The sequence below is a fragment of the Sandarakinorhabdus sp. genome (assembly GCF_031430775.1).
In the GTDB taxonomy this organism is placed as follows: domain Bacteria; phylum Pseudomonadota; class Alphaproteobacteria; order Sphingomonadales; family Sphingomonadaceae; genus Sandarakinorhabdus.
The window spans coordinates 17,105-42,819 of record NZ_JANPCD010000046.1 but is presented as its reverse complement, the minus strand read 5'-3'; the positions used below and the strand labels follow the sequence as shown (position 1 = coordinate 42,819).

At 64.6% G+C, this 25,715-nt stretch carries 19 protein-coding genes; 14 read left to right on the top strand and 5 right to left on the bottom strand.

What is annotated here, in order from left to right:
• Positions 1-32: 32 nt before the first annotated feature.
• From RMQ73_RS02640 to RMQ73_RS02630, 3 genes are all read right to left on the bottom strand, one after another.
• Positions 33-731: a metallophosphatase domain-containing protein gene (locus tag RMQ73_RS02640; protein WP_310496434.1), complete on the bottom strand. Its 699-nt coding sequence runs from the start codon at positions 729-731 to the stop codon at positions 33-35.
• 22 nt (positions 732-753) lie between these two features.
• Complete coding sequence (locus RMQ73_RS02635; RefSeq protein WP_310496433.1) at positions 754-2,469, bottom strand: alpha/beta hydrolase-fold protein; 1,716 nt, start codon at positions 2,467-2,469, stop codon at positions 754-756.
• A gap of 74 nt (positions 2,470-2,543) precedes the next feature.
• The gene (locus RMQ73_RS02630; protein ID WP_310496432.1) at positions 2,544-2,882 is read right to left on the bottom strand and encodes a hypothetical protein; all 339 of its coding nucleotides are present in this window, start codon (positions 2,880-2,882) and stop codon (positions 2,544-2,546) included.
• Between the two features lie 168 nt (positions 2,883-3,050).
• On the opposite strand from RMQ73_RS02630, the gene RMQ73_RS02625 reads away from it, so the two are divergent.
• From RMQ73_RS02625 to RMQ73_RS02580, 10 genes are all read left to right on the top strand, one after another.
• On the top strand, positions 3,051-5,159 hold the full coding sequence (locus tag RMQ73_RS02625; protein ID WP_310496431.1) for a glycoside hydrolase family 3 C-terminal domain-containing protein: 2,109 nt from the start codon (positions 3,051-3,053) through the stop codon (positions 5,157-5,159).
• An 11-nt stretch (positions 5,160-5,170) separates the two neighbouring features.
• Entirely contained in the window at positions 5,171-6,040 is an 870-nt protein-coding gene (locus RMQ73_RS02620) for an aldose 1-epimerase (protein WP_310496430.1), read from the top strand.
• A 132-nt stretch (positions 6,041-6,172) separates the two neighbouring features.
• Entirely contained in the window at positions 6,173-6,373 is a 201-nt protein-coding gene (locus tag RMQ73_RS02615) for a hypothetical protein (RefSeq protein WP_310496429.1), read from the top strand.
• A gap of 112 nt (positions 6,374-6,485) precedes the next feature.
• Complete coding sequence (locus RMQ73_RS02610; protein WP_310496428.1) at positions 6,486-7,157, top strand: hypothetical protein; 672 nt, start codon at positions 6,486-6,488, stop codon at positions 7,155-7,157.
• Positions 7,158-7,256: 99 nt separating this feature from the next.
• A complete protein-coding gene (gene ettA / locus RMQ73_RS02605) occupies positions 7,257-8,936 on the top strand; it encodes an energy-dependent translational throttle protein EttA (protein ID WP_310496427.1) in 1,680 nt (559 codons plus the stop codon).
• A 137-nt stretch (positions 8,937-9,073) separates the two neighbouring features.
• The gene (locus RMQ73_RS02600) at positions 9,074-10,456 is read left to right on the top strand and encodes an FAD-linked oxidase C-terminal domain-containing protein (RefSeq protein WP_310496426.1); all 1,383 of its coding nucleotides are present in this window, start codon (positions 9,074-9,076) and stop codon (positions 10,454-10,456) included.
• The gene (locus RMQ73_RS02595) at positions 10,453-12,507 is read left to right on the top strand and encodes an alpha-galactosidase (protein WP_310496425.1); all 2,055 of its coding nucleotides are present in this window, start codon (positions 10,453-10,455) and stop codon (positions 12,505-12,507) included. Before RMQ73_RS02600 ends, RMQ73_RS02595 begins: the two co-directional genes overlap by 4 nt.
• The gene (locus RMQ73_RS02590) at positions 12,504-14,453 is read left to right on the top strand and encodes a beta-galactosidase (RefSeq protein ID WP_310496424.1); all 1,950 of its coding nucleotides are present in this window, start codon (positions 12,504-12,506) and stop codon (positions 14,451-14,453) included. Before RMQ73_RS02595 ends, RMQ73_RS02590 begins: the two co-directional genes overlap by 4 nt.
• Positions 14,441-15,478, top strand: a complete 1,038-nt coding sequence (locus RMQ73_RS02585) for a DUF2855 family protein (protein WP_310496423.1) — start codon at positions 14,441-14,443, stop codon at positions 15,476-15,478. Before RMQ73_RS02590 ends, RMQ73_RS02585 begins: the two co-directional genes overlap by 13 nt.
• A gap of 189 nt (positions 15,479-15,667) precedes the next feature.
• The gene (locus tag RMQ73_RS02580) at positions 15,668-16,105 is read left to right on the top strand and encodes a pseudoazurin (RefSeq protein WP_310496422.1); all 438 of its coding nucleotides are present in this window, start codon (positions 15,668-15,670) and stop codon (positions 16,103-16,105) included.
• A 146-nt stretch (positions 16,106-16,251) separates the two neighbouring features.
• On the opposite strand, the gene RMQ73_RS02575 is transcribed toward RMQ73_RS02580, so the two are convergent.
• A complete protein-coding gene (locus tag RMQ73_RS02575) occupies positions 16,252-17,058 on the bottom strand; it encodes a LytTR family DNA-binding domain-containing protein (RefSeq protein WP_310496421.1) in 807 nt (268 codons plus the stop codon).
• Between the two features lie 88 nt (positions 17,059-17,146).
• Here RMQ73_RS02575 and RMQ73_RS02570 point away from each other — a divergent pair, with 88 nt between their 5' ends.
• Positions 17,147-18,331, top strand: a complete 1,185-nt coding sequence (locus tag RMQ73_RS02570; RefSeq protein WP_310496420.1) for an acyltransferase — start codon at positions 17,147-17,149, stop codon at positions 18,329-18,331.
• 11 nt (positions 18,332-18,342) lie between these two features.
• On the opposite strand, the gene edd is transcribed toward RMQ73_RS02570, so the two are convergent.
• Positions 18,343-20,166 carry a phosphogluconate dehydratase gene (gene edd, locus RMQ73_RS02565; RefSeq protein WP_310496419.1) on the bottom strand — a complete coding sequence of 608 codons (1,824 nt, stop codon included), beginning with the start codon at positions 20,164-20,166 and terminating at the stop codon, positions 18,343-18,345.
• 96 nt (positions 20,167-20,262) lie between these two features.
• Here edd and RMQ73_RS02560 point away from each other — a divergent pair, with 96 nt between their 5' ends.
• Genes RMQ73_RS02560 through RMQ73_RS02550 form a run of 3 tightly spaced genes read left to right on the top strand, consistent with a single transcriptional unit; the run spans position 20,263 to position 25,715 of the window.
• A complete protein-coding gene (locus tag RMQ73_RS02560) occupies positions 20,263-21,942 on the top strand; it encodes a sulfotransferase (RefSeq protein ID WP_310496417.1) in 1,680 nt (559 codons plus the stop codon).
• Between the two features lie 51 nt (positions 21,943-21,993).
• Positions 21,994-24,393 carry a TonB-dependent receptor gene (locus RMQ73_RS02555; RefSeq protein ID WP_310496416.1) on the top strand — a complete coding sequence of 800 codons (2,400 nt, stop codon included), beginning with the start codon at positions 21,994-21,996 and terminating at the stop codon, positions 24,391-24,393.
• Positions 24,390-25,715, top strand: a complete 1,326-nt coding sequence (locus RMQ73_RS02550) for an amino acid permease (RefSeq protein ID WP_310496448.1) — start codon at positions 24,390-24,392, stop codon at positions 25,713-25,715. The genes RMQ73_RS02555 and RMQ73_RS02550 overlap by 4 nt, the downstream gene beginning before the upstream one ends.

The window sequence follows — 25,715 nt, the reverse complement described above, 5'->3', positions numbered from 1 at the left end:
CCGCCCTGTCATGGGGCGGCCCTTTTGCTATTTCAGCGACCTGGCCGGAGTTGTGCCAGCCGCGTTCGCCAAGATTGTGACGTCGGTGACGCGGCCCCGGATGACAAAGTGAACGTCACCGGCGGCCGCATTGCACCCGTATTGCCGTCATAAGAAGACGCATTGATGAACAGCGTTTTGCCCAACCGCTGCCGGCCTGCCGCCGCATGAACATGTCCAAAGCAATGCACGCGCGGCGATATGCGCCTCAGTTCCTTCGCCAGAGAGGGGCAGCCGAGCGACCGGTCCCTGCTGGATCTGTCGAGAATGCCCTTTGGCGGCGTATGCGTGACCAGGATATCGATGTCAGGCGGAACCCTGGCCCAGGCTGCCGCCAGCGCTGATGGATCTCGGAAGAATGCATGGGTCCTCAACTCCGGCACCCACGGGGCGCCGAAGATTTTCAGTCCCCGGAATTCGACGATTTCATCTTTCAGGAAATGTGCATTCCGAAATGGCTGTGCTTGCCGCGACAACTCGGCCTCAAGCTGACGATCATGATTCCCGCCGGTGCACAGGATTTGCGCGAACTTCTGCTTTCCGAACCACTCATCCATTGCGAGGATTTGCTCCGGCGCCTTTGTGGAGAGATTGAACATGTCACCGCAATGGATCAGCAAATCGCCAGTAGGCAGGACGATCTCGTCATGCCTGCAGTGCGTATCGCTGATGACGGTGACGCGCGTTTCCATGCGACTGCTTGCCAGTTCCCCCTCAATACCGCCAGCTCGTCAGGTCCGCACCCTTTGGTGCCGTTGCCTGCATCCGCGCCAGCATCTTGTCCATGTACATGGTGTTGTAGCGCAGGCGTGACAGGGCGTTGGAGACGTTCGGGTCGCCGTTCCAGCAATGCTCGAAGCGGTCGCCGTATTTGACTTCTGCGTTTGCTGCGGGCTCGGCGGATTTCAGGAAATCTTCGGCCAGATAGACGGCGTTGTTGAGGTAGTAATTGTCCATGTCGCCGACATACAGATGGATCTTGCCAGCCACCTTGGGCGCCAATTTGGCCCAGTCGCGCTTCATGATGTGGACTAGGTCGTAATTCTCGCGCCAATAGGCCGCGACCTTGGGGTCGATCACGCCGGTGCGCTTGTCGAAGATGCGCTGCGGATAACCATCGCTGCCCATCGGCGAATATACCGCTTCCCAGATGTCCCATTGCCCGCCCGAGCGCGTCTTGTCGCCGAGCACCAGTTCGAGGTGATTGTCATCGGCCATGGTGCGGCTGACCTGGCCCAGCCAGTTGCGGTGCGCGGGCCGCGCCGTGCGGCCGAACGGGCCTTGCTGCCAATAGGCATTCTTGTCGTCATAGAGGTTGAACACCGTCATCGCCCGGAAATCTACTGGGTCGGGGCAGGCGGCAAAGGCGCCGTTGAAATCATCGGGGTAGAACAGCTGCACCGCCAGCGCCTCCCAGCCGCCGGTCGATCCGCCATAAGTAAAGCGCGCCCAGCCCTGACCCAGCCCGCGAAACTTCGCTTCAAGCGCGGGCAGGAATTCCTTCATGATCGCATCGCCATAAGGGCCGAGATTGGCCGAATTCACGGCATAGCTGTCGTCATAATACGGGTTGCTGTGGTCGATTTCGACAATGAGTATCCGGGGGAATTTGTCCGACACCCAGCTGTTGTGAAAATCATACGCCTCTTGCTGCTCGGTGCGGTTGTAGCAGGGCAGGCCGAAGCGCGCCGACGGCACGCACGGCGCGGTTTCATCGGGCGGTGTGGTGCGAAAACCGTTGAAATTCTCCGGGAAATGCCCGTGATAGATGGCCAGCGGGTAACGCGCCTCCGGATGCCTGTCGAAATCGCGCGGCACCAGCACATGGCCGCGAATATACACATCGGTGCCCCAGAATTTCGACAGCATGTCCGACCGTACCTTGATATGGCGGACGAACTCGGTGTCCTTCGGCTCGGCAATCGGCGGCAAGACCTTGGTCAGCGGCACGGTGATGGTGCCGGGGCGCGCGGGGTCAAAACTGATCTTGATGGGTTCGGACACGATGTTGCCCGGCTCCTCCCGCCAGTTCTGCCCGGCGCCGCGTGCGGCCGGCAGCTTAACGGTCTTGCCGTTCGCCAGCTTGAATGTCTGATATTTGTGCAGCACCGCTTGTACTGTATATTCGCCCGCCGGCACCGCAGTTAGGAAGGGCTTGGGAAAGCCGAAAGTTTCCGGGCCAATGCTGACCGATCCGCCCGGCTTCAGCCCGTCCACATTGATGCCAAACACCTGCGCCCCATCGAAATCGGCCGACACCTGGGCGATGGGCGCCTTGCTGCTATCGGCGGCAATCACGAGGATGACCCGGCCATCGGTGCTTGCGTCCACCCCCGCTGCCGGCATGGTGATGCGAAAATCCTCGCTCCATGCCGGCGCCGCCAGGGCCAGCGCCGCTGCAAATCCAAGCAATGTCCCGCGCATCATCATTTCCCCTTTGCACCGCAGCATAAGACGCGGTGCCGGCACCGCAAGCTGCAACCATGCATCACGGGATGATGCGGTCAGCGTTGTTTCTTGCTGGTTGCCGCCGTGAAATCCGGGGCCTTGTTGGCCACCCAATCGACGAATTTCCGCACGCTGGGGTTGGCCAGCAGGGAGTCAACATCCATGCCATAACGCTGGAGTTCGGAATTGGTGAAGTTGGCCATCAGCGTTTGCTGGCAAATGGGATGCATGGGCACGACATCGCGCCCGCCCCGGCTCTTGGGCACAGGGTGGTGCCAGACGATGGTCTTGCCGCTCGGTCGGCCACACAGCCAGCAGACGACGTCAGCCGCCGGCGCTTCCTCCTGCCTGTGCAGGTCGCCATAGGGATCGTTTTTCGATTGTCTGCGGGCCATGGGTTTGCCTGAATTGCCTGACTTTGTGCACCCTGCTTAAGGCGCTGCCGGCCGCATCGCCAGAGGCAATGGCGTGCGCCCGATATGGGCCCGCGTCTGGACAAGAATCCGGCGCTCGGTCATCACCGGTGTCCATACGCTGCCCATCCTGTCCGCGCCGGAGCCGCAATGACCGACCTTCTCCCCGAAAAAGGCCTCACCCTCGACCAGATTGCGGCGCGTGTTGACGCCGTGCTGGCGCAGGCGAGCCTGACCGAAAAAATCGGCATGATGTCGGGGCAGGGGTTTTTCGCTGCCTATAAGGAGGACGGCGGCCTGTGGGCGGCGCGGCCGTATCGCGCCGGCGGCGGCATCGAGCGGCTGGGTGTGCCGGCGTTCTGGTTCACCGATGGGCCGCGCGGCGCGGCACGCGGCAACAGCACCTGTTTTCCCTGCACCATGGCGCGCGGCGCCAGTTTCGATATCGATCTCGAACGCCGCATCGGCGAGGCGATGGCCATCGAAATCCGCGCGCAGGGCTGCAACCTGTCGGGCGCTGTGTGCATCAACCTGCTGCGTCATCCCGCCTGGGGCCGCGCGCAGGAAACCTATGGCGAGGATCCGCAGCATCTCGGCGCGATGGGCAGCGCGCTGGGGCAGGGGCTGCAAGCCCATAATGTTTGCGCCACCGTCAAGCATTTCGCACTGAATTCGATGGAAAACACCCGTTTCAAGGTCAATGTCAGCATCGACGACCGCGCGCTGCACGAGGTTTATCTGCCGCATTTCAAGGCCTGCATCGATGCCGGCGTCGCCAGCGTCATGAGCGCCTACAACCTCATGAACGGCGAATATTGCGGGCAGCACACGCATTTGCTCACCGACATATTGCGCGGCGAATGGGGCTTCACAGGTTTTGTCCACTCCGACTGGGTGATGGGGGTATACAAGCCCTATGGCGCCACGGCGGGCCTGGACGTGGAAAACCCCGAGCCGTTGGTGTTCGGGCCGAAACTGCTCGCTGCTGTCGAGGCCGGCACCATCGCCCCGCATGTCATCGACACGGCTTGCCGGCGCATTCTAATGACACTGTATCGCTTTGCTTCCGCGCAGGATCCGCTGCCCGAATATCCGATGTCGCTGGTGGCCAGCTCCGGCCATGTCGCGCTGGCGCTTGAGGCTGCCGAAAAATCGGCGGTGCTGCTCAGGAACGATGGCGTGCTGCCGCTCGATCCGGCAAGGCTGCGCCGCCTCGCCGTGCTGGGCCGCCTCGCATGCCTCGAAAACACCGGCGACAATGGCTCCAGCCGCGTGCGCCCGCCGCACATCGTCACGCCGCTGGCCGGGCTGGCAGCGGCGCTGGGTGCGGACCGCATCGTGACCGGCGATGAAACCGATATCCCCGCCGCCGTCGAGGCTGCTGCTGGCGCAGACGCTGCCATAATCGTCACCGGCTATACCGCGCGTGAGGAAGGCGAGTTCATCCCCGGTGACTTCACGCTCGGCCAGGACGATGCTGCACCTGTCTTGCCGGACGAAGTGAAACAGGCCCGCAAGCGCCGCCCCCATGCCATCGGCGGCGACCGCACCAGCCTCGACCTGTCTGCCGACCAGGTAGCACTTATCAACGCCGTCGCCGCGACCGGGACACCCGTCATTGTCGTGATCATCGCCGGCTCGGCGGTGATGGTGGAGGCATGGCACGACACAACCGCCGCCATCCTCCAGACATTCTATGCCGGCATGGAAGGCGGCACCGCGCTCGCCCGGCTGTTGACGGGTGCAGTCAGTCCATCAGGGCGCCTGCCCTTCACAGTGGCGCGCGATGCCGGCGATTATCCGTTCTTCGACCGTGATGCAGTCGCTATCACCTATGATCACTGGCACGGCTATGCGCTGCTGGCGCATGACAGCAAGGCGGCGCGCTACGCGTTCGGCCATGGCCTGTCCTATGCGCGGTTCGAAATCCGCGCGCTCGGTGCGCATCGGAGCGAAGGCATGCTCGATTTCCGTCTTGCAGTCACCAATCACGGCGCCGTTGCCGGCGATCATGTCGTGCTGCTGTGGGCGGAGCCGCCCGGCGGCGTGTCGCCGTGCTGGCAGCGCCGTCTTGCCGGCTTTGCCCGGATCAGCCTGGCGCCGGGCGAAACCGGCATGGCGCAAATCCGCGTGCCCCTGGCCGCGCTGCGCCACCGCACAGCGGCACGCACATGGCAGCTGGAACAGGGCAACTGGCGCTTCGTCATTGCCGACAATGCCGAGGCGAGCGCCGCGCAAGGCGTCACCGTCCTTCTCTGATCGCCTTGCCCATGTTGCGCCTTGTTGCAGCCGACCTCGAACTGACGCTGGACCGTGCACGCGGCGGCGGCATCACGGCGTTCACCATCGGCGGGCAACCGCTGTTCATCGGCCGCGACGACCCGTCGCCACTGGGGCTGGCCTCGTTCCCGCTGGTGCCCTTTTCCAACCGCATCTCCCATGGCCGGTTCCATGCCGGGGGCAGGTCGGTCACCTTGCCGCGAAACCATCCCGCCGACCCGCATCACCCCCATGCCATCCATGGCATGGGCTGGCAGCAGGGCTGGACAGTCATCGAACATGGCGCCTCCCATGCCGTGCTGCGCCTCGACATGCCGGCCGGCGCCTGGCCCTGGGCATGGCGCGCCCAGCAGCATCTGGCACTGACGCCCACCGGTTTCCACCAGCGCCTCATCCTGGAAAACCGCAGCGACAGCCCGATGCCCGCCGGGATAGGCGCTCATCCGTTCCTGCCCTGCAACGCCGTGACGCGCCTGCATGCCTTGCATCGGGGCGAATGGCAGACAGCGCCCGATGGCCTGCCCATGCATCTGGTCATGACCGATGCCCCGCAGGATTGGTGGCACGGCGCGCCCTTGACCAGCCGCATCGTCGATACGGTCTATGTGGGCCGGCAAGGGCCGATTCGTGTCGTCTGGCCTGATCGCCGCCTGGCGCTTTCCATCGATGCATCGGACACGCTGACGCACACCGTTGTCTATGTCCCGAATGACGCAGGATTTTTCTGTGTCGAACCAGTCAGCCACATGACCAATGCCGTCAACCGGCCCGAGCCGGAGGCGTTGACCGGCCAGCGCTGGCTTGTCCCCGGCGAGACGCTGGCAGGCGATATCTGGTTCCGCCCGTACCGGATTGCCTGAAGCTGGCGTCGGGATGCATGACATATTCGCAACACTTCATTATTTTATGGTTTACACCTTGGAAACATCTCGACAACCGGCGATGTCCTAAGTTAAGTAAGGGGTAATTAGTATCATACGGGTGTTAACGACATGATTGCTCAGCTTTTCGCTTCCGACCTTGCCTTGATCACCATGTCGGCCCTGCTTGGGCTGATAGCCGGCGTCGTGTTGACGAGTGCCCTTGCGGGTGCATTCAACGGTACTGGCGGGTCGCGCAGCAGCAATACGCTGGAGCGAGGTCGCACCCGCCGCAATTCTGATCGTCTGCGCCACGACCCCGAATTCCGCTGAGTTCCCTGCATAATCGAAGGGCCGGCGACAGCGATGTCGCCGGCCCTTTTCGTTTGCGCCAATCGCTGGCGCCCGGTTGGCTTTGATGCCGTGCCGGGCTATCGCAGCGCAGATGGACCTCGCCCGTATCTTGCCTGTATGTCTGCTGCTGCTGGCGTCACTGGCACATGCCCAGTCCAAGGATCCGGCCCAGTCCAAGGATCCGGTCGCGCCGCCCAGCGCCTGTGCCGCACTTCCTGAAACCGGCATGGTCGCAGCGCCGGCCCCGCCACAAAGCGAACCGGCGCGTCCCGCCCCTGATCGCACCTTGCGCTGCCCGCCGGACTGGGCGCTAGACATGACCGGGCGCCTGCCGGTGTGCACGCGGCCCGGCATGGCGCAAAGGCCCGGCAACCCGCGCGCCGCCTGCCGGGCCAGCCTGCCTCTGGGCCCGATCGCTGCCATCGCGCCGCGCTGGCGGCCGACCCGCAGTTGCCCGCAGGCCAGCATCACGTCTGATATCCGCTTGATGGGCGCGGGCGCCGGCATGGGCGATGCAGAACTCACCGCCGTACCGGCCACCGGCGTCACGCTGAAAACACTGGTCGGCGGCCCCGGCGCGGCGCTCGCCGACAACCCGGCAGCGCAGGGCTGTTTTGCCCATGATTGCCGGCTGGTGCGCGTGACCATCGCTGCCGACGCGCCAGACGGTGTGCAATTGCGTTTGTCATGGCCGGGCGGCGAGCCAGTGATGGCGGCGCTGCCGATGGTCACCGTCTGTCCGGACCCTGCGGCCCGCCGCTGAGTGTGGGAACAGGTTTGAATGCCGGCAACGTTTGAATTGGGCCGCACCTTGGGCTAAGGCAGCCACGCATTTCCAATCTCTCGATTATCGGAGCCGTTCGTGGCCTATCAATACGCCTATGTCATGAAGGGTCTGTCCAAGACCTATCCCGGTGCGTCCAAGCCGGCTTTCAAGGACATCACCCTCAGCTTCCTGCCCGGCGCCAAGATCGCCATCATCGGCCCCAACGGCGCCGGCAAATCGACTCTGATGAAGGTCATCGCTGGCATCGACCGCGAATATCTGGGTGAAGCCTGGGCCGCCGAGGGCGTGACCGTCGGCTATCTGCCGCAGGAGCCGCAGCTTGATGCCAGCAAGACCGTCAAGCAGAACGTCATGGACGGCGTGCGCGCCACCGCTGATCTTGTTGACCGTTTCAATGCCATCAGCGCCGAAATGGCCGATCCGCAGGACGATACCGATTTCGACGCGTTGATGAACGAAATGGGCGATTTGCAGGAAAAGATCGATGCGGTCGATGGCTGGACGCTCGACAACCAGCTCGAAATCGCCATGGACGCGCTGCGCTGCCCGCCGGGCGATTCCGGCGTCGAAAAACTGTCCGGCGGGGAAAAGCGCCGCGTCGCGCTGTGCAAGCTGCTGCTCGAAAAGCCCGGCATCTTGCTGCTCGATGAGCCGACCAACCATCTCGACGCCGAAAGCGTGCAATGGCTGGAAAACCACCTCATCGACTATAGGGGCATGGTGATCCTTGTCACCCATGACCGCTATTTCCTTGATAATGTGGTGAAATGGGTGCTCGAGCTTGATCGCGGCCGCGCCATTCCCTTCGAAGGCAATTATTCCGACTGGCTCGAAGCCAAGCAAAAGCGGCTGTCCCAGGAAGACCGCGAGGATGCCAGCCGCGAAAAGGCGATCAAGCAGGAACTGGACTGGATCCGCGCCAGCCCCAAGGCCCGCCAGTCCAAATCCAAGGCCCGCATCAAGGCGTTTGACGAACTGGTCGAAAAACAGGCCAACCGCCGTTTGGGCGAGGCACAGATCCTCATCCAGATCCCCGAACGCCTCGGCAATACGGTGATCGAGGCCAATGGCCTGACCAAATCCTATGGCGACAAGCTGTTGTTCGAAAACCTGACATTCAGCCTGCCACCGGGCGGCATCGTCGGCATCATCGGCCCCAACGGCGCCGGCAAGACGACGCTGTTCCGCATCATCACCGGCCAGGAAACCCCCGATGGCGGCAACATCCGCATCGGCGACACCGTGCGCATGGCCTATGTCGACCAGAGCCGCGACCATCTTGAAGGCAACAAGAACGTCTGGGAAGAAATCAGCCAGGGCAACGACAAGTTCTATTTCGGCAAGAACGAAGTGCTGACGCGCGCCTATGTCGGATCGTTCAACTTCAAGGGCGCCGACCAGCAGAAAAAGGTCGGCCTGCTTTCGGGCGGGGAACGCAACCGTGTCCATCTGGCCAAGATGCTGGTCAAGGGCGGCAACGTCCTGCTGCTCGATGAACCGACCAACGATCTCGACGTCGAAACCCTGCGCGCTCTTGAGGAAGCGCTGGAAAGCTTCGCCGGCTGCGCGGTCGTCATCAGCCATGACCGCTTCTTCCTCGATCGTCTCGCCACGCACATCCTCGCGTTCGAAGGTGACAGCCATGTCGAATGGTTCGAAGGCAATTTCCAGGCCTATGAGGAAGACAAGCGCCGCCGCCTCGGCGATGCCGCCGACCGGCCGACCGCGCTGACCTACAAGAAACTGACGCGCTGATCCTCCCTCTCCCCAGACGCTTCGCATCACTTGACGGCTGCGGGAGAGGGCGACTCGCGCGCCAGCGCGGCGGGTGAGGGGGGCACCACTCGCATCCCCCCCTCGCACAACCCGTCCGCCGCCCTTACTGTCGCCCAATGCCGCTTGAGTCGTCCCTCCACGCCCGCCTCACCGCCACGCTCGGCGACCGGCTGAGCACCACTGCCGCCATCTGCACCGCACCCGGCGGCGGCGAAGGCCTGCGCGACAGCGCCCCGCCCGATGCCGTCGCCTTCCCGCGTACCACCGACGAGGTGGCCGCCATTGCCGTTGCTTGCGCCGCCGCGCGCACGCCGATCATCCCGTTCGGCACCGGCACCAGCCTTGAAGGCCATGTCCAGGCGCTGCACGGCGGCGTCTGCATCGACCTGTCGGCCATGGACCGCATCATCGCCGTCAACGCCGCTGACCTTGATTGCCGGGTCGAGGCCGGCGTCACGCGTGAGGCGTTGAACCTGCATCTGCGCGACCAGGGCCTGTTTTTCCCGCTTGATCCCGGTGCCAACGCCAGTCTGGGCGGCATGGCGGCAACCCGCGCCAGCGGCACCAACGCCGTGCGTTACGGCACCATGAAGGATGTCGTGCTGGGCCTGACAGTGGTGACGCCGGCCGGCGACGTGATCCGCACCGGGGGCCGGGCGCGCAAATCCTCGGCGGGCTATGACCTGACACGGCTGTATATAGGTTCCGAAGGCACGCTGGGCATCATCACCGAAGTGCAATTGCGCCTGTTCGGCATTCCCGAATGCGTGCTGGCCGCCACCGTGCAGTTCCCCGCCCTTGCCGCCGCCGTCGAAACCGTCATCGCGGTCATGCAGTCGGGCGCCGGGCCAGCACGCATCGAGCTGCTCGACGCGCTCCAGATGCAGGCCTGCATCGCTTGGTCGGGCCTGTCCGGGCTGGCGGCGCTGCCGACTCTGTTCCTCGAATTTCACGGCGGGCCAGCCGCGGTTGCCGAACAGGCGGCAACCGTGCGGGCGCTGGCGGCAGAATTCGGCGGCACGGCCTTTGCCGAGGCTGCGACCACCGAGGCCCGCACCGCGCTGTGGAAGGCCCGCCACAGTGCCTATCACGCCGCGCGCGGCCTGGCGCCGGGCAAGGATTCGCTCACCACAGATGCCTGTGTGCCGATCAGCCGGCTGGCGGACTGCATCACGGCCTGTGCGGCGGCGGCCACGCGGCTGGGGCTGACGGCGCCCATCGTCGGCCATGTCGGCGACGGCAATTTCCACATGCTGGTGTTGTTCGACCCGGCTGACGCCGGCGAACGCGCGCGCGCCGAAGCACTGGCCACCGAAGTCGCGGTGCAGGCGCTGGCGCACGGCGGCACCATCACCGGCGAACACGGCATCGGCATGCACAAGCTGGATGCCATGCGCGATGAACATGACGCCGGCGCGCTCGGTGCCATGCGCGCCATCAAGGCCGCTCTCGATCCGCTCGGGATCATGAACCCCGGCAAGACTGTGCCGGCAGCGTGACCTGTTGGCGGCTGGATAGCGGCTCTGCCAGCCTGGTTCTTGCCGGCCAGAATGGCCGGCTGGCGCTGGCATATCTGGGCGCGCGCCTGCCGAAGGATGTGATGCCTGATTGGCGCCCGCCGCCAGTGCCGCCCAACAGCCCCGACGACGGTGCCGGTGCAGTCACGCTGTGGCCGGCGAATGGTTGGGGCTTTGGCGGCGAACCGGGGCTGACGGCGGATGGCCATCCTGATCTGCGGCTGGTCGATGCAGTCGGTGACGCGGCCAGTCTGCGGTTTCACATGTCGTGCAAAGACAGCAGCTTGCTGCTGGATGTTCAGGTCCGTGCTGAACAAGGTTTGTTCGTCTGGCAGGTGCGGCTGACCAACAATGGCACGGCGCCGCTGCGCTGCGACTGGCTGGCCTCGCTGGCGCTTCCCCTGCCGGGCTGGGTGACGACTGCGACGCTGTATGGTGGCCGCTGGGCCGGCGAATGGCATGAAACGCGCGTGCCCTTGTTCGAAGGCAGCATCGTGCGGCAGGGGCGCGGCGGGCGCGGCGGCTTTGGCGGCGCCGGCTATGTCGGGCTGGACGACGGACAGGCCAGCGAAACCAGCGGGCAATGCCTTGCCGCGCATCTTGCTTGGCCCGGCGATGGCCGACTGTGCATCGAAACCCGCCCCGATGGCACCGCGCAACTGCAGATGGGCGTCCCCGGCGCGGTCATGATCGCGCCCGCCGAGAAGTTCATGCCGCCGCCTGTCCTGCTCGCAATGTCCGGCCAAGGCCGCGCGCCTATCCGCGCCGCCTTTCATGGCTGGCTGCGCGCCGCCCGCGCTGCAAGCGGTGTCGGGCAGGGGCCGCGCCCGGTGCATCTCAACAGCTGGGAGGCCATGTATTTCGCCATGGACGAGGCCCGGCTGAAGGCGCTGGCCACATCTGCCGCTGCTCTGGGTGTGGAACGCTTCGTCGTCGATGATGGCTGGTTCCAGGGCCGCACCGATGACCGCCGCGCGCTTGGTGACTGGGCTCCTGATTCCGTCCGTTTCCCCGCTGGTCTTGGTCCCGTCATCGCTCATGTGCGCGGGCTTGGCATGGGTTTCGGGCTATGGGTGGAGCCGGAAATGGTGTCGCCCGACAGCGATCTGGCGCGCGCGCATCCGGACTGGGTGCTGGGCCTTGCTAGCCGGTCGCAGCCGACACAGCGCCAACAATGGATGCTCTACCTGACTCGTCCCGAGATTTCAGATCATGTCTTCAATATGCTCGATAACTTACTGATGGATAATAATATAGACTATCTGAAATGGGACTGTAACCGCGACATTTTCCCCGCCGCCGACAGCCGCGCGCCGGTGCTGGCCATGCTGGCGCTGATCGACCGTCTTCGCGCCGCTCATCCGCATGTGGAGATCGAGGCCTGTGCCAGCGGCGGCGGCCGCAGTGATTTTGCCATGATGACACGCTGCGCCCGGCTGTGGCCGAGCGACATGACCGATCCGCTGGTGCGCTGGAGCATCCATGACTGCATGGGCCTGTTCCTGCCGCCCGAAGTCATCGGCGCGCATGTCGGTGCCAGCCCCAACCCGATTTCCGGCCGCCGCGCGTCGATGTTGTTTCGTGCCCGCGCCATGCTGGCCGGCCATTTGGGCGTCGAGGCCGATCCGGCTCGCATGACGGACTCTGACCGCGCGACTCTGGCCAGCGAAATCGCCCGCTGGAAGGACTGGCGCGCGGTGCTGGCCACCGGCGCCATGCACAGGCTTGAGGCCGGCGAGGGCGCTGCCGGGTGGCTGTGTGTCGCCAGCGATGGCGCAACCGCTGTCGGCATCATTGCCAGCATCAGCGGCACGGGCGCACTTGAACAGACCGTTCAATTACATGGACTTTCACATGATAGCTCATATGTAGTGACAATTCCGAAACCCTGGCCAAGCCGCACGCCATTGCACCCCGACTGGGCCGATGGCCGCACGATGACCGGTGCTGCGCTGATGGCGCATGGCATCGCCCTGCCTCTGGCGCAGCCGGAATCGGCTTTTGCCATTACACTTAGCCGGATAATCCCATGAAACTCGGCGTCTGCTGGTATCCCGAACAATGGCCGCAAAGCATATGGGCCAGCGATGTCCGCCGCATGGTCGAACTGGGCCTCACCTTCGTGCGTATCGGCGAATTCGCATGGAGCCGACTAGAGCCCGAACCCGGTCAATTCGATTGGGGCTGGATGGACCGGGTGCTGGACCTGTGCGCCTCGGCGGGCCTGAACGTCGTGATGGGCACGCCCACCGCCACCCCGCCGAAATGGCTGGTCGATGCCCATCCGGGCATTTTGGCGCGCGGCCGCAACGGGCAGGTCCGCCATTTCGGCTCACGCCGGCACTACTGTTTTTCCAGCGACACCTATCTCGGGCAGGCCTGCCGCATAACCGAGGCCGTTGCCCGCCGCTATGGCCGGCACGGCGCCATCACCACCTGGCAGACCGACAATGAATATGGCTGCCATGACACGGTGGTCAGCACATCGGACGCGGCACGCGCGGGCTTTCGCATCTGGCTGGCCGCGCGCTTTGGCAGCATCGAGGCGCTCAACACCGCATGGGGGCTCAGTTTCTGGGCGCAGGAATATCGCCACTGGGACGAGATCGACCCGCCGTACGGCACCGTCACCGAAAGCCATCCGGCGCACCGCCTCGACTGGCAACGCTACAGCTCCGACATGGTGGCGCGGTTCAACCAGGCGCAGGTCGATATCCTGCGCGAACATGCGCCAGGGTGCGATATCCTGCACAATTACATGGGGTTATTTACCGAGTTCGATCATCACAAGGTCGGCGAGCCGATGGATATCGCCGCCTGGGACAGCTATCCCATCGGCTTTCTGGGGCAGGGGCCGTTTTCCCCGGAGGAAAAACGCCGCTATCTGCGCCTCGGCCACCCCGATCTCGCGGCCTTTCACCATGACCTGTATCGCGGCGTCGGGCGCGGGCGCTGGTGGGTGATCGAACAACAGCCCGGTCCGGTCAACTGGGCGGCGTGGAACCCGGCGCCGGCTGCGGGCGCCGTGCGGCTCTGGAGCCTTGAGGCGTTTGCCCATGGTGCCGAGCGCCTGTCGTATTTTCGCTGGCGGCAGGCGCCGACGGGGCAGGAGGCGATGCATGCCGGCCTGCTGCGCCCCGATGACCAGCCGGCGCCGGGTTTTGCCGAGGCCGCAACCGTTATTGGCGAACTTGGCGCGTTGGGGCCACCGCCCGAAACCGAGCGCGCGCCGACCGCGCTGATCTTCGATTATGACAGCATCTGGGGCCTGCAAGCGCAGCCGCAGGGCCGCGATTATGACGGGCTGGCACAGGCGATGCGCTGGTACGGCGCCGCGCGCCAGCTTGGCCTTGATGTCGATATCGTGCCGCCGGGCGCCGATCTGGCGGGCTATAAACTCGTCCTCATGCCAGCCAGCCTGTTCGTCGATGACGGCCTTGCCGCGCGCCTTGCCGCCAGCGGCGCGCACATCCTCGCCGGCCCGCGCACCGGCGCCAAGACACAGGCTTTCGCCATTCCTGCCGATTTGCCGCCCGGCGCGCTGCAATCGCTCATTGCCATCAAGGTCGCCCGTGTTGAATCGCTGTCGCCCGGCATCGTGCTGCCGGCTGGCAACCTGGGCAGCGTCATCGGATGGATGGAGGATATCGACACAAGCGCCAGCACCGAAGTACTAGACTCCCTCTATGATGGCCGGCCGCTGTGGATCGCGCAAAGCCGCTGCCATTACCTCGCTGGCGTGCCCGATGTGGCGCTGCTGGGCCATGTTATCGCCGATATTGCTGCCCGCGCCGGGCTCGCCACCGAAAACCTGCCGGCGCATGTCCGCACCCGGCGGCGCGGCGGCTTGCGCTTTGTGTTCAACTATGGCGACACTGATGTGACGATCGACCGGCCGCTGCGGCTGGGCGTGTCGCCGATCCCGCCGGGGGGCGTGGCGGCATTTGACGATTTGGGGGACCAGCCATGGCCACATTGACCGAACTGACTGTCGCAAGGGCCGATATCAGCGAAATCGCCGCCCATATCCACGACCGCGATCTGGCGCCCGGCGAGGTGTTGCTGGCCGTCGAACGGTTCGCACTGACTGCTAATAATGTCACCTATGCGGCGCACGGCGTTGATTTTGCCTATTGGCAGTTCTGGCCGGCCCCCGAAGGTCGCGGCATCGTGCCGGTCTGGGGCTTTGCCCGCGCCGTAGAAAGCCATGCCGAGGACATTGGGGTCGGCGAACGCTTTTATGGCTATTGGCCGATGGCCAGCCATGCCGTGCTGTTGCCCGGCCCCGTCAGCCGGCGCGGCTTTGATGACATGGCGTCCCACCGTCAGGGTCTTGCGGCCGTCTATAACCGCTATGTCCCGGCCAGCGCCGAATGGGGCGCAGAAACCATCCAGTGCCTGTTCCGGCCATTGTATGCGACCAGCTTTGTCCTCGATGCCATGCTGTCCGCCAGCCCGGCAGATGTGCTGCTGCTGACATCGGCGTCATCAAAAACCGCGCTGGGCCTGGCGCAGGCGGCGCGCGGCCGGCAGCGCATCGTCGGCCTCACCAGCGCCGCCAACCGCGCGTTTTGCGTTGCCACCGGCTATTATGACGATGTGCTGGACTATGACAGCATCGACGAGGTGGCCGGCATGGCGGTGTCGCTGGTGGATTTTTCCGGCAATGGCGCCGTGCGTCATGCCGTTCACAGCCATCTTGGCGAACGCCTGATCGAAAGCCATGTCGTCGGCGACACGCATTGGCAGTCCGAAAAAGGCCAGCCGCTGCCCGGCGTGCGGCCCCAGCCGTTTTTCGCGCCGACGATCATTGCCGACCGCGTCAAGGAATGGGGCGCGCAAGGCTATGACGCGCGGCTGCTTGGTGCCTGGCAGCGGTTTGCCGCTACCCTGTCTTGGCTGCATGTCGAGGAGATGCGCGGCCCAGCGGCGGCGGCGCGGGCATGGAAATCGATGGCTGCCGGGCGCATCGACCCGGCCATGGGGCTGGTGATTTCAATCTGACCGGCCCGCAGCCGTTCAGGCATCCGAAAGCGATGTTGCGGCAAACAGCGCCCCATAGCCCGTCCAATAATGTTGGGGGCGGGACAATCTGTCCCGCATGACAGGGCTTGAGCCTTGGCCGGTGTTGCGGCTAGGGAGCACCACGCGTGAACTTTGCCGCATGTCGCGGTCATATCAGGAGAGAATTCGATGAAGGTTTTGGGTTTCGCCATGGTCGCCGCAGCGTTGGTCGCCGTTCCGGCCGCCGCCAAGGAAATCACCGTCAAGATGCTCAACGTCGGCACCGACAAGACGCCGATGGTGTTCGAACCGGCGTTCGTGAAGGCCGCCCCCGGTGACACCGTCAAGTTCGTCGCCACCAACCCCGGCCACAACGCCCAGACCATTGCCGGCTTCCTGCCGGCCGGCGAAGCCGAGCAGAAGGGCGCCATGGGCAAGACCTTCGTGCTCAAGGTCACCAAGCCTGGCCTGTACGGCATCAAGTGCCTGCCGCACCAGTCGATGGGCATGGTCGCCCTCGTTCAGGTCGGTAACGGCCCGTCGGCCAACCTCGCCGCCGCCAAGGCCGTGAAGCTGCCGCCGCTCGCCACCAAGCGCATGGCCACCTACCTCGCCAAGGCGAAGTAAACAGCGCGGGCTTGCCCGCAGCGTGAAATGAAAAAGGCCGGGCCGCAGATGATGCGGTCCGGCTTTTTTGTGTGTGAGCCTCGCCGCTGTCTGCACAGGCGGCTCTCCGGTCCATGGCGGCATGACACTTGCCGGATTGTTCGCTGTCATGTCGCCATGCGGGTCAAGGCGCTGCGCCAGCGGCGGCTGCCTGGAAGCACCAGCCCATGTGCCATGGTGACGGCAAAATCACCGCTGCCTTCTGACACAACCTCCCTGACGGCTCCGCTTCGTACCAGATGGGCTCGGTGTATGCGCACAAAGCCGTGCGGCGCCAGTTCCTCGGCCAGGGCCGCCAAGGTGACACGGTGGAGCAAACAACCGTGATCGGTAGCGATCTCTACATAATTGCCGGCACTGCTGGCGTGGCTGATCTCGTCTGCTGCGATCATCCGCGTGCGTGCACCGTCCTTCACCGCGAGGCGGAACGGCGCTGGTGTCGGTTGCGCGGCCTTTGCCGGGCCGAATAGTCGGTCCAGGGTCCAGCCGAGGCTTGCAAGCGCCAGCAGGCTGAGCGCATCCTTGCGCCATTCGAACAGCAATTGGCCCCATGACCAGTCGAACCGGTACTGATTGCCCATCAACGCGAACACCGCCGTGCGGGTGGCGCCTAGCCAGGCCGCATGCGACATGACCAGCGGTATGCTCAGCGCCAGATGAGCGGCGAGCGACTGGGGCCAGGACAGGTGCGGGGGACGCAGCCGACGGGAAACCAGCCAGATCGGCAGCAGCATGGCAGCAAAAAAACCGGCACTGGTAAGCTCCAGTGCCAGGAACCGCGAGGCCGGTACGGTCGGGTCACCATCAGCAAGTGACAGGGCATCAACAACGGCCTTGGCAAACATCATCACCGTAACCAGCAGTGCCGCCCAGCGAAGCGCCTGTCCGCCTGTCCCTGTTTCGGTGCCGCTCATCCCCACCCGTCTGCCGTCCGTACCAGTCCCATCGCCGTTCATCACATCAACGCTGAACTGCGGCAAAGGCAAGAGGATAAGGCGGCCCATGACCACCGTATCCCCAACCACCTCTTCAAACCCGTCACCGGCACGCCGCTTCGACCTCGATTGGCTGCGTATCGCCGCTTTTGGTCTATTGATCCTCTACCATGCCGGCATGGCATTCGTAACATGGGACTGGCACATAAAGTTGGCGCGTCTCGAATGGCTCGAACCGGTCATGCTTTTTACCAACGCCTGGCGGCTGATGCTGCTATTCCTTATTGCTGGTATTGCCTCGTCGGCAATGTTGCGCAAAGGTGAAGTCGGTTTCCTGGCCAGCCGGTCCTGGCGGCTGCTGCTACCGCTGCTGACAGGCGTTGTGCTGGTGGTGCCGCCACAGTCGTGGGTCGAACTCCAGGACAAGGGCGTGTGGTCGGGCTCGTTTTACGCCTTCTGGTCGCAGGCATATTTCCGCTTCAAAGGCGACTTGGGTGTCATCCTGCCGACGTGGAACCATCTGTGGTTTGTAGTCTATCTCTGGGTATACACTTGCTTGCTGGCGTTTGTCGGCAACAAGGGCAGAGCTTGGCTGACCGGGGCCATTGATCGCGCGTTGTCCGGCGGCCGTTTCGTCTGGCTGCCGATGCTGGCCATTGCCGTAATTCGCATCACCCTTGCCGACCGTTTTCCTGAGCGTCATGATCTTGTCAGCGACTGGTGCCTCCACTGGCTGTACGGCGGCGCGTTTCTTGTCGGCGCGGCGATGGGCACGGCCGGAACACTTTGGGATGAGGTGCGGCTGTATTGGCGGACAGCCCTTGCGCTCGGTGTGGCCGGTTGGGCCGTGGCTGCCGCCATCAACGGGCTGCCGGGAACACCTGAAGGCATCGACCTGGCAGTCTCCCGGCTTGCACGGGCGATTCAGGCCTGGGGCATGATCGTCGGGCTGCTGGGCGCCGGACAGCGCTGGCTGTCCTTTGATCATCCATGGCGTGAACCGCTCGCCGGTGCGGTCTTCCCGGCTTATCTCATCCACCAGACCATCATCGTGCTGATGGCCTTTTGGCTCAAGCCTCTGGCCATTAGCCTTGCGGCCAAGGCAGCGCTGCTGTTGGCAGCGACGGCGCTGGGCACGGCCCTGTTCTGCGCTGCAACGGCTGCCTTCGCTTTGCTGCGGCCATGGGTCGGACACGGCCCGGCACGCCAGCGCCTACGCCAACACGCCGGCGCCGAAAGCCCCGCAGCCTGATATCAGGCCAGTTAGAGTCCCGCCGCCACCAGCATTGCCGACGCCCCCGCTTCCGCATCATCACACCCCGACCGGAAAAACCCGAACAGCTCCCGCCCGGTCCCGTCGGCATGCACTGGCGCCGGCTCCGGCACGCGGGCCGCCCATTCGGCGTCGTCCACCAGTGCCGCCAACACCCCGTCACGCGCGCACAGCCGCACCACATCGCCGTCGCGCAGGCGTGCCAATGGCCCGCCGATTTCGGCTTCGGGGCTGACATGGATGGCGGCGGGCACCTTGCCGCTGGCGCCGGACATGCGGCCATCGGTGACCAGCGCCACCTTGAAGCCCTTTTCCTGCAACACGCCCAGGCTGGGCATCAGCTTGTGCAATTCGGGCATGCCGTTGGCGCGCGGGCCCTGGAAACGCACCACCACCACGACATCGCGGTCAAGCTCGCCGGCCTTGAAGGCGGTGACCACCTCGTTCTGGTCGGCAAACACCCGCGCCGGTGCCTCGATGGTCCAGCGGCTTTCGTCCACCGCGCTGGTCTTGAAGGTGGCGCGGCCCAGATTGCCGGTGACCAGCCGCATGCCGCCATCGGGGCGGAACGGCCGCGATACCGGCCGCAACATCGTCTCGTCGCGGCTGTCCGGCACGTCCACCCATGCCAGCGCGCCATCGCCGTCCAGCACCGGATCGCGGGCATAATCCGCCAGCGATGCACCGGCCACCGTCATGATATCGCCGTGCAGCAAGCCGGCATCCAGCAAGGTGCGGATGGTGAAGGCCATGCCGCCGGCGGCGTGGAACTGGTTCACATCGCCCGGCCCGCCCGGATACACGCGGGCGATCAACGGCACGGCGTGTGACAGCCGGTCGAGATCCTCCCAATCGATGATGATGCCCGCCGCGCGTGCAATCGCCGGCAGATGGATGGCGTGGTTGGTCGATCCGCCCGTGGCCAGCAGGCCGACCGCAGCGTTGACGATGGCCTTTTCATCGACGCAAAGCCCCAGCGGGCGATAATCGTCGCCGTCCCAGCCGATGGCGGCAAGCTGGTGGACGGCGGCGCGGGTCAGCCGATCACGCAATTTCGTGCCCGGATTGACGAATGCTGCGCCGGGAATGTGCAGGCCCATCACCTCCATCATCATCTGGTTGGAATTGGCCGTGCCATAGAATGTGCAGGTGCCGGGCGAATGATAGGATTGGCTTTCGGCCTCCAGCAATTCCTCGCGGCCGACCTTGCCTTGCGCAAACGCCTCGCGCACCGCCACTTTTTCCTTGTTGGGCAGGCCCGAACGCATCGGGCCACCGGGGACCAGGATGGTCGGCAGATGCCCGAAGCGTAGCGCGCCGATCAGCATGCCGGGGACAATCTTGTCACAGATGCCGAGCAGCGCGACGCTTTCGAACATGGCGTGGCTGAGGCCGACGGCGGTGGACAGCGCAATCGTGTCGCGGCTGAACAGCGACAACTCCATGCCGACCTGGCCTTGCGTGACGCCGTCGCACATTGCCGGCACGCCGCCGGCGACTTGCGCCGTGGCGCCGACCTCGCGGGCAAACAGCTTCATCTGTTCGGGGTATCGCCCATAGGGCTGATGCGCCGACAGCATGTCATTGAAGGCGGTGACGATGCCGATGTTCGGCGCCCTGCCTGCACGAATGGTGGCCTGGTCGCCTTCGGAGGCGGCAAAGGCGTGGGCAAGGTTGCCGCACGACAATTGGCTGCGATTGATGCCGGTGTCCCGCGCCCGGCCGATATGCGCCAGATAGGCGGCGCGGCGGGCGGCGCTGCGGGCGATGATGCGGTCGGTGACGGCGGCGACAATGGGGTGCAACTGGCTCATGCCGGCACTTTAGGACAGCCGGTGCGATTTGGGCAGACCGAATAACCATGCCTCGGGCGGTTGACAGCCAATGGTGAAGCCCGCCAGCGTGTCACCATGGCCACCCAGATCACAGACGCCGCCGCCTGGCAGGCCATCGCCAACCGCAGCCATGCGCTGGGCGACCATGATGCCGCCGATGATGCGCAGCGGCGCGCGCTGGCGGCGGCGGCGACCGATCCCGAATTGCTCGCCGCTGGCCTTGCGCTGGTGGCAGGCGACCTGCCGGTGGCCGAACGCGCGCTTAAGGCCCGGCTGAAACGCGATCCGTTCGATGTGCCGGCCATTCGCATGTTGGCCGAACTGGCGGCGCGCATCGGCCGGCTGGGGGATGCCGAAAAACTGCTGCGCCGCGCCGTGGAACTGGCGCCGCAATTCCATGCCGCCCGCCACAACCTCGCCATCGTGCTGCAACGCCAGGGCAAGGCTGCCGACGCAATGGCGCAGGTCGAACATCTGCTGGCCATCGATGCCGAGGATCTGGATTATCGCATCCTGGCGGGCGCCGTGTTGGTGCGGCTGGGCGAATTCGACCGTGCCGTGACGCTGTATGATGCGCTGGTAGCGCAGGTGCCGGGCCAGCCGAAACTGTGGATGAGCCTTGGCCATGTGCTGAAAACCGTTGGCCGGCAGGACGATGCCGTCGCCGCCTATCGCCACGCCATCGGCCTTGCGCCGCAGCTTGGCGAAGTGTGGTGGAGCCTGGCCAACCTCAAGACGGTGCGCTTTGGTGCCGATGACATGGCCGCGATGCGCAGCGCGTTGGCCCGCAGTGACCTGAGCGAGGATGACCGCTTCCACCTCGATTTCGCGCTTGGCAAGGCGCTGGAGGACGCGCGGGACTATCCTGCGTCCTTCGCGCATTACCTGGCCGCCAATGACCGCCGCCGCGCCGGCCTGCCCTATGATGCGGGCGACACCAGCGCCGGCATGGCGCGGCAGGCGGCGCTGTATACGCGCGAATTTTATGCGGCGCGCGCCGGCTGGGGCTGCGATGCGCCTGATCCGATTTTCGTGGTCGGCCTGCCGCGTTCGGGATCGACACTGATCGAACAGATATTGTCGTCGCATTCACAGGTGGAGGGCACGTCCGAACTCCCCGACCTGATGGCGCTTGCCCGCAGCCTGGGTGTGGGGGAGCCTTATGCCGAAACGGTGCGCGGCCTTGACGCGTCGGGCGCGCGGCGGCTGGGGGAGGCGTATCTGGACAGCACCCGCGTGCAGCGCAAGACCAGCCGCGCGCTGTTCATCGACAAGATGCCCAACAACTTCCTGCAAACCGGGCTTGTCCACCTCATCTTGCCGAACGCGCGCATCATCGATGCTCGGCGCCACCCGATGGGCTGTTGTTTTTCGGCGTGGAAACAGCATTTTGCCCGTGGGCAGGCATTCAGTTACGGGCTAGCGGACGTGGGGCGATACTGGGCCGATTATGCCCGGCTGATGGCGCATTTCGATGCCGTGCTGCCCGGGCGCGTGCACCGCGTCATCTATGAACGGATGGTGGCGAGCCCGGACGACGAAATCCGCCGTCTGCTGGCCTATTGCGGGCTGGAATTCGAGGCTTCGTGCTTGAATTTCCATGAAAACGACCGGGCCGTGCGCACCGCCAGTTCGCAGCAGGTGCGCCAGCCGATGTACGCCTCGGCTGTGGATCATTGGCAACACTATGACAAATGGTTGACACCGATGCGTGCCGCGCTGGGTTCGCTGCTGGACAGCTATCCGGACGTGTAGCAGACTGTTCGCATAACGGCTGGGTAAGGGCCGATGAAACGGGGGAATTTCATGTCGCAACGGGTTCAAGCGCAGCTGCAGGGCCGCCGCGCCTTGCTGCTGATCGGCACCGCGATCGCCGCCGCATGGGCTGCGCCGACACTCGGGCAGACGACGGCGGCCGCCGAGGAGACCGGGGTTGCCGAAATCATCGTGACGGCGACCAAATCCGCGCAGAACCTGCAAGACGTGCCGATTTCGATCCAGGCGCTGGGCACCGAAAAACTTGAACAGCTTCAGGTCCGCGCCTTCAACGACTATGTGAAATTTCTGCCGTCCGTCAGCTACCAGACCAACGGCCCCGGCACGGCGCGCATCTTCTTCCGGGGCGTGTCCACCGGCGAAAACGCCAACCATTCGACCTCGCAGCCCACTGTCGGCATCTATCTCGATGAAATGCCTGTCACCACCATCACCGGCCCGGTCGATCTGCACGTCTATGACATGGCACGCGTCGAGGCGCTGGCCGGTCCGCAGGGTACGCTGTATGGCGCCGCGTCGATGGCCGGCACCATCCGCATGATCACCAACAAGCCCGACACCAGCGGCTTTGCGGCGCGGTTCGATGTCGAAGGCAACAAGATCGATTCCGGCGGCTTCGGCGGCGTCATCGAGGGCATGGTCAACGTGCCCATCAATGACAAGATCGCCCTGCGGGTTGTCGGCTGGTACGACCGGGCGGCGGGATATATCGACAATATCTTCAACACGCGGCGCTACCCGTCCTCGGGCGTCACCATCGACAACCGCCCGTTCGTGAAGGACAATTACAACACCGTCGATACGCTGGGCGGCCGCGCCGCGCTGGGCATCGAACTGGACGATGACTGGACGATCACGCCGGCCATCCAGGTGCAGCAACAGCGCATCAACGGCTTCTTCGGGCAGCAATCCAACCTTGGCTCGCGCCAGGTCAGCCATTATGCGCCCGAAAACGCCAAGGATGACTGGTATCAGGCATCGCTGACCGTCGAAGGCAAGATCGGCAATTGGGACCTGACCTACGCCGGCGGCTACATGAAGCGTTCGACGCCGGCTGACAGCGATTATTCCGACTACAGCTATTTCTACGACGCGCTGTTCGGGTCGGGTGCCTATATCACCGACAATGCCGGCAATGTGATCAACCCGTCGCAGCGCGTGCTGTCACGCGGCAAGTTCAACCGGCAGAGCCACGAACTGCGCATTTCCAGCCCCCAGTCCGAGCGGCTGCGCGCCATCGCCGGCCTGTTTTATCAGCGCCAGACCCACAACATCGAAGAAAACTACGTCATCACCAATCTGGCCGATGATCTGGCCGTGCCCGGCCACCCCGACAACATCTGGCTGACCAAGCAAAAGCGCATCGACCGCGACTATGCCGCCTTTGCCGAAGTGTCGTTCGATGTCACCGACGCCGTGACGCTGACCGGCGGCGCCCGGCTTTATCGCTATGACAACACGCTGGTCGGATTTTTCGGCTTTGGCGCCGGCTTCTCCAGCGGCACCGGCGAGGCGCGCTGCTTCACGCCGCGCGTCGTCATCGTGCCGGGCAGCCCATGCACCAATCTGAATGCCCAGACCGCGCGCACCGATGTGCTGTTCAAGGCCAATGCCACTTGGAAAGTCACCGACGACCATCTGCTTTATGCCACGTTCAGCCAGGGCTTTCGGCCCGGCGGCATTAACCGGCGCGGCGGGTTAAACCCGTTCCGTGCCGATACGCTCGACAATTTCGAATTCGGTTTCAAGACCAGTTGGCTCGACAACATGCTGCGCATCAATGGCGCCATCTATCAGCAGAACTGGCGTGACATCCAGTTTTCGGCGCTGGGCCTCAATGGCCTGACCATCGTGACCAATGCCGGCAATGCCCGTATTCGCGGTTTCGAATATGATATCCAGCTGGTGCCAACCAAGGGCCTGACGCTGGCAACGGGCGGCAGCTTCAACGATTCCAAGCTGGTGACCAATTTCTGTGCCACGCCCGGCCTGTCGGCGACTTGCACCGATGCCGGCAACAGCGTGCTGGCGCCCATTGGCACGCGGCTGCCGATCACGCCGCGTTTCAAGGCCAACGCGCTGGTGCGGTATGAATTCGATGCCGGCAAGGACATGACCGCTCATGTGCAGGCGGCCTATGTCTATGAAGGGGCCCGCACCGGCGACTTGCGTACCGCCATCCGCGCCATCACCGGCGATTTTGCGGCCTATGGCACGTTCGATGTGTCCACCGGCGTGCGCAATGACAAATGGTCAGCGGAATTTTACGTCACCAACCTGTTCGACAGCGGCGGCATCACGCAGCGGTCGGTGCAATGTTCCGAAACCGTCTGCGGCGATCCCGATGGCGAGACGGCTTCGGGCGGCATCTTCTACAATTACATCATTCGCCCGCGCACCTTCGGCCTGAAATTCGGATATAGTTTCTGAAATCCCGATCTGCGCCCACACCTGCGCCAACACTGGGGCTGATCGGTTGCTGCGCGCTTGTCGTCGGCAACATGATCGGCTCCGGCGTCTTTCTGTTGCCGGCCAGCCTCGCGCCCTATGGCTGGTCGGCGATCGGCGGCTGGGTCATCACCATCCTTGGCACCTTGTGCCTTGCCGCCTGTTTTTCGGGCCTGTCGCGCGCATTCCCGCGTGCCGGCGGTCCGTATGTCTATGTCGAAGCCGCCTTTGGCCGCTCTGCGGCCTTTGTCATCGCCTGGAGCTACTGGATCGGCATCTGGGTGGGCAATGCCGCGCTGGCCGTCGCCGTCATGTCCAACCTGTCGGCGCTGGTGCCGGCCATCGGGACCGTGCCCGGCCTTGGCGCCGGGCTTGCAGTGGCGTTGATGGCGCTGCTGTGCGCGCTGAACCTGACCGGCGCGCGCACCGGCGGCATTGTCGCGGCCGTCACCACCGTGCTCAAATTGCTGCCGCTGCTGGCGGTGCTGGTCATTGCCGCCGTGCTGTTGGCGCGTGATGGCGCAGCCGCTGTCGTCACCCCGCCCGGCGGCGTTACCGGCGGCGGCGTCATCACCTGCGTGACGCTGACGCTCTGGGCCATGCTCGGGTTTGAATCGGCGACACTGCCGGCCGACAAGGTGCGCAATCCCGACCGTATCGTGCCCATCGCCACGCTGGGCGGCACGGCGGCCACCGGGCTAATTTACCTGCTGATTTCGGCGGCCATGCTGGCGCTGGTGCCGGCCGGCAGCCTGGCGGCATCGAATGCGCCGTTTGCCGATTTCGTGCGGCCGTTCGTGGGTGACGCCGCCGCCGGCATGATCGCGCTTTTTGCCGCCATCGCCGCGCTGGGCGCCATGAACGGTTGGATCATGATATCGGGCGAAATGCCGCGCGCCATGGCCATCGGCGGCGTGTTTCCGGCTTTTTTTGCTGCGGTCAACAGCCGCGCCGTGCCGGCCCGCGCCACCATCGTCTCGGCGGGGCTGTCGGGGCTGCTGGTGCTGGCCAACTACACCCGTTCGCTGGTCAGCCTGTTCGAGTTCATCATCCTGATTTCCACTGTCGCCATGCTGTTCGCCTATGTCGCGGTGGCACTGGCGGTTCTGAAATTGCGGCTCCAGGCGCGCAGCGATACCGTGCCGATCGGCGGTCGCTGGCTTGGCGGCATCGCCGTGCTGGCCCTCGCCTATGCCGGTTTTGCCATTTATGCCGCCGGGCAGGAGGCCTTGGGCTGGGGCGCGCTGCTGCTGCTTGCGGGCGTGCCGGTGCTGGTGGTCATGCAGCGCGGCAGCAATCCGTAA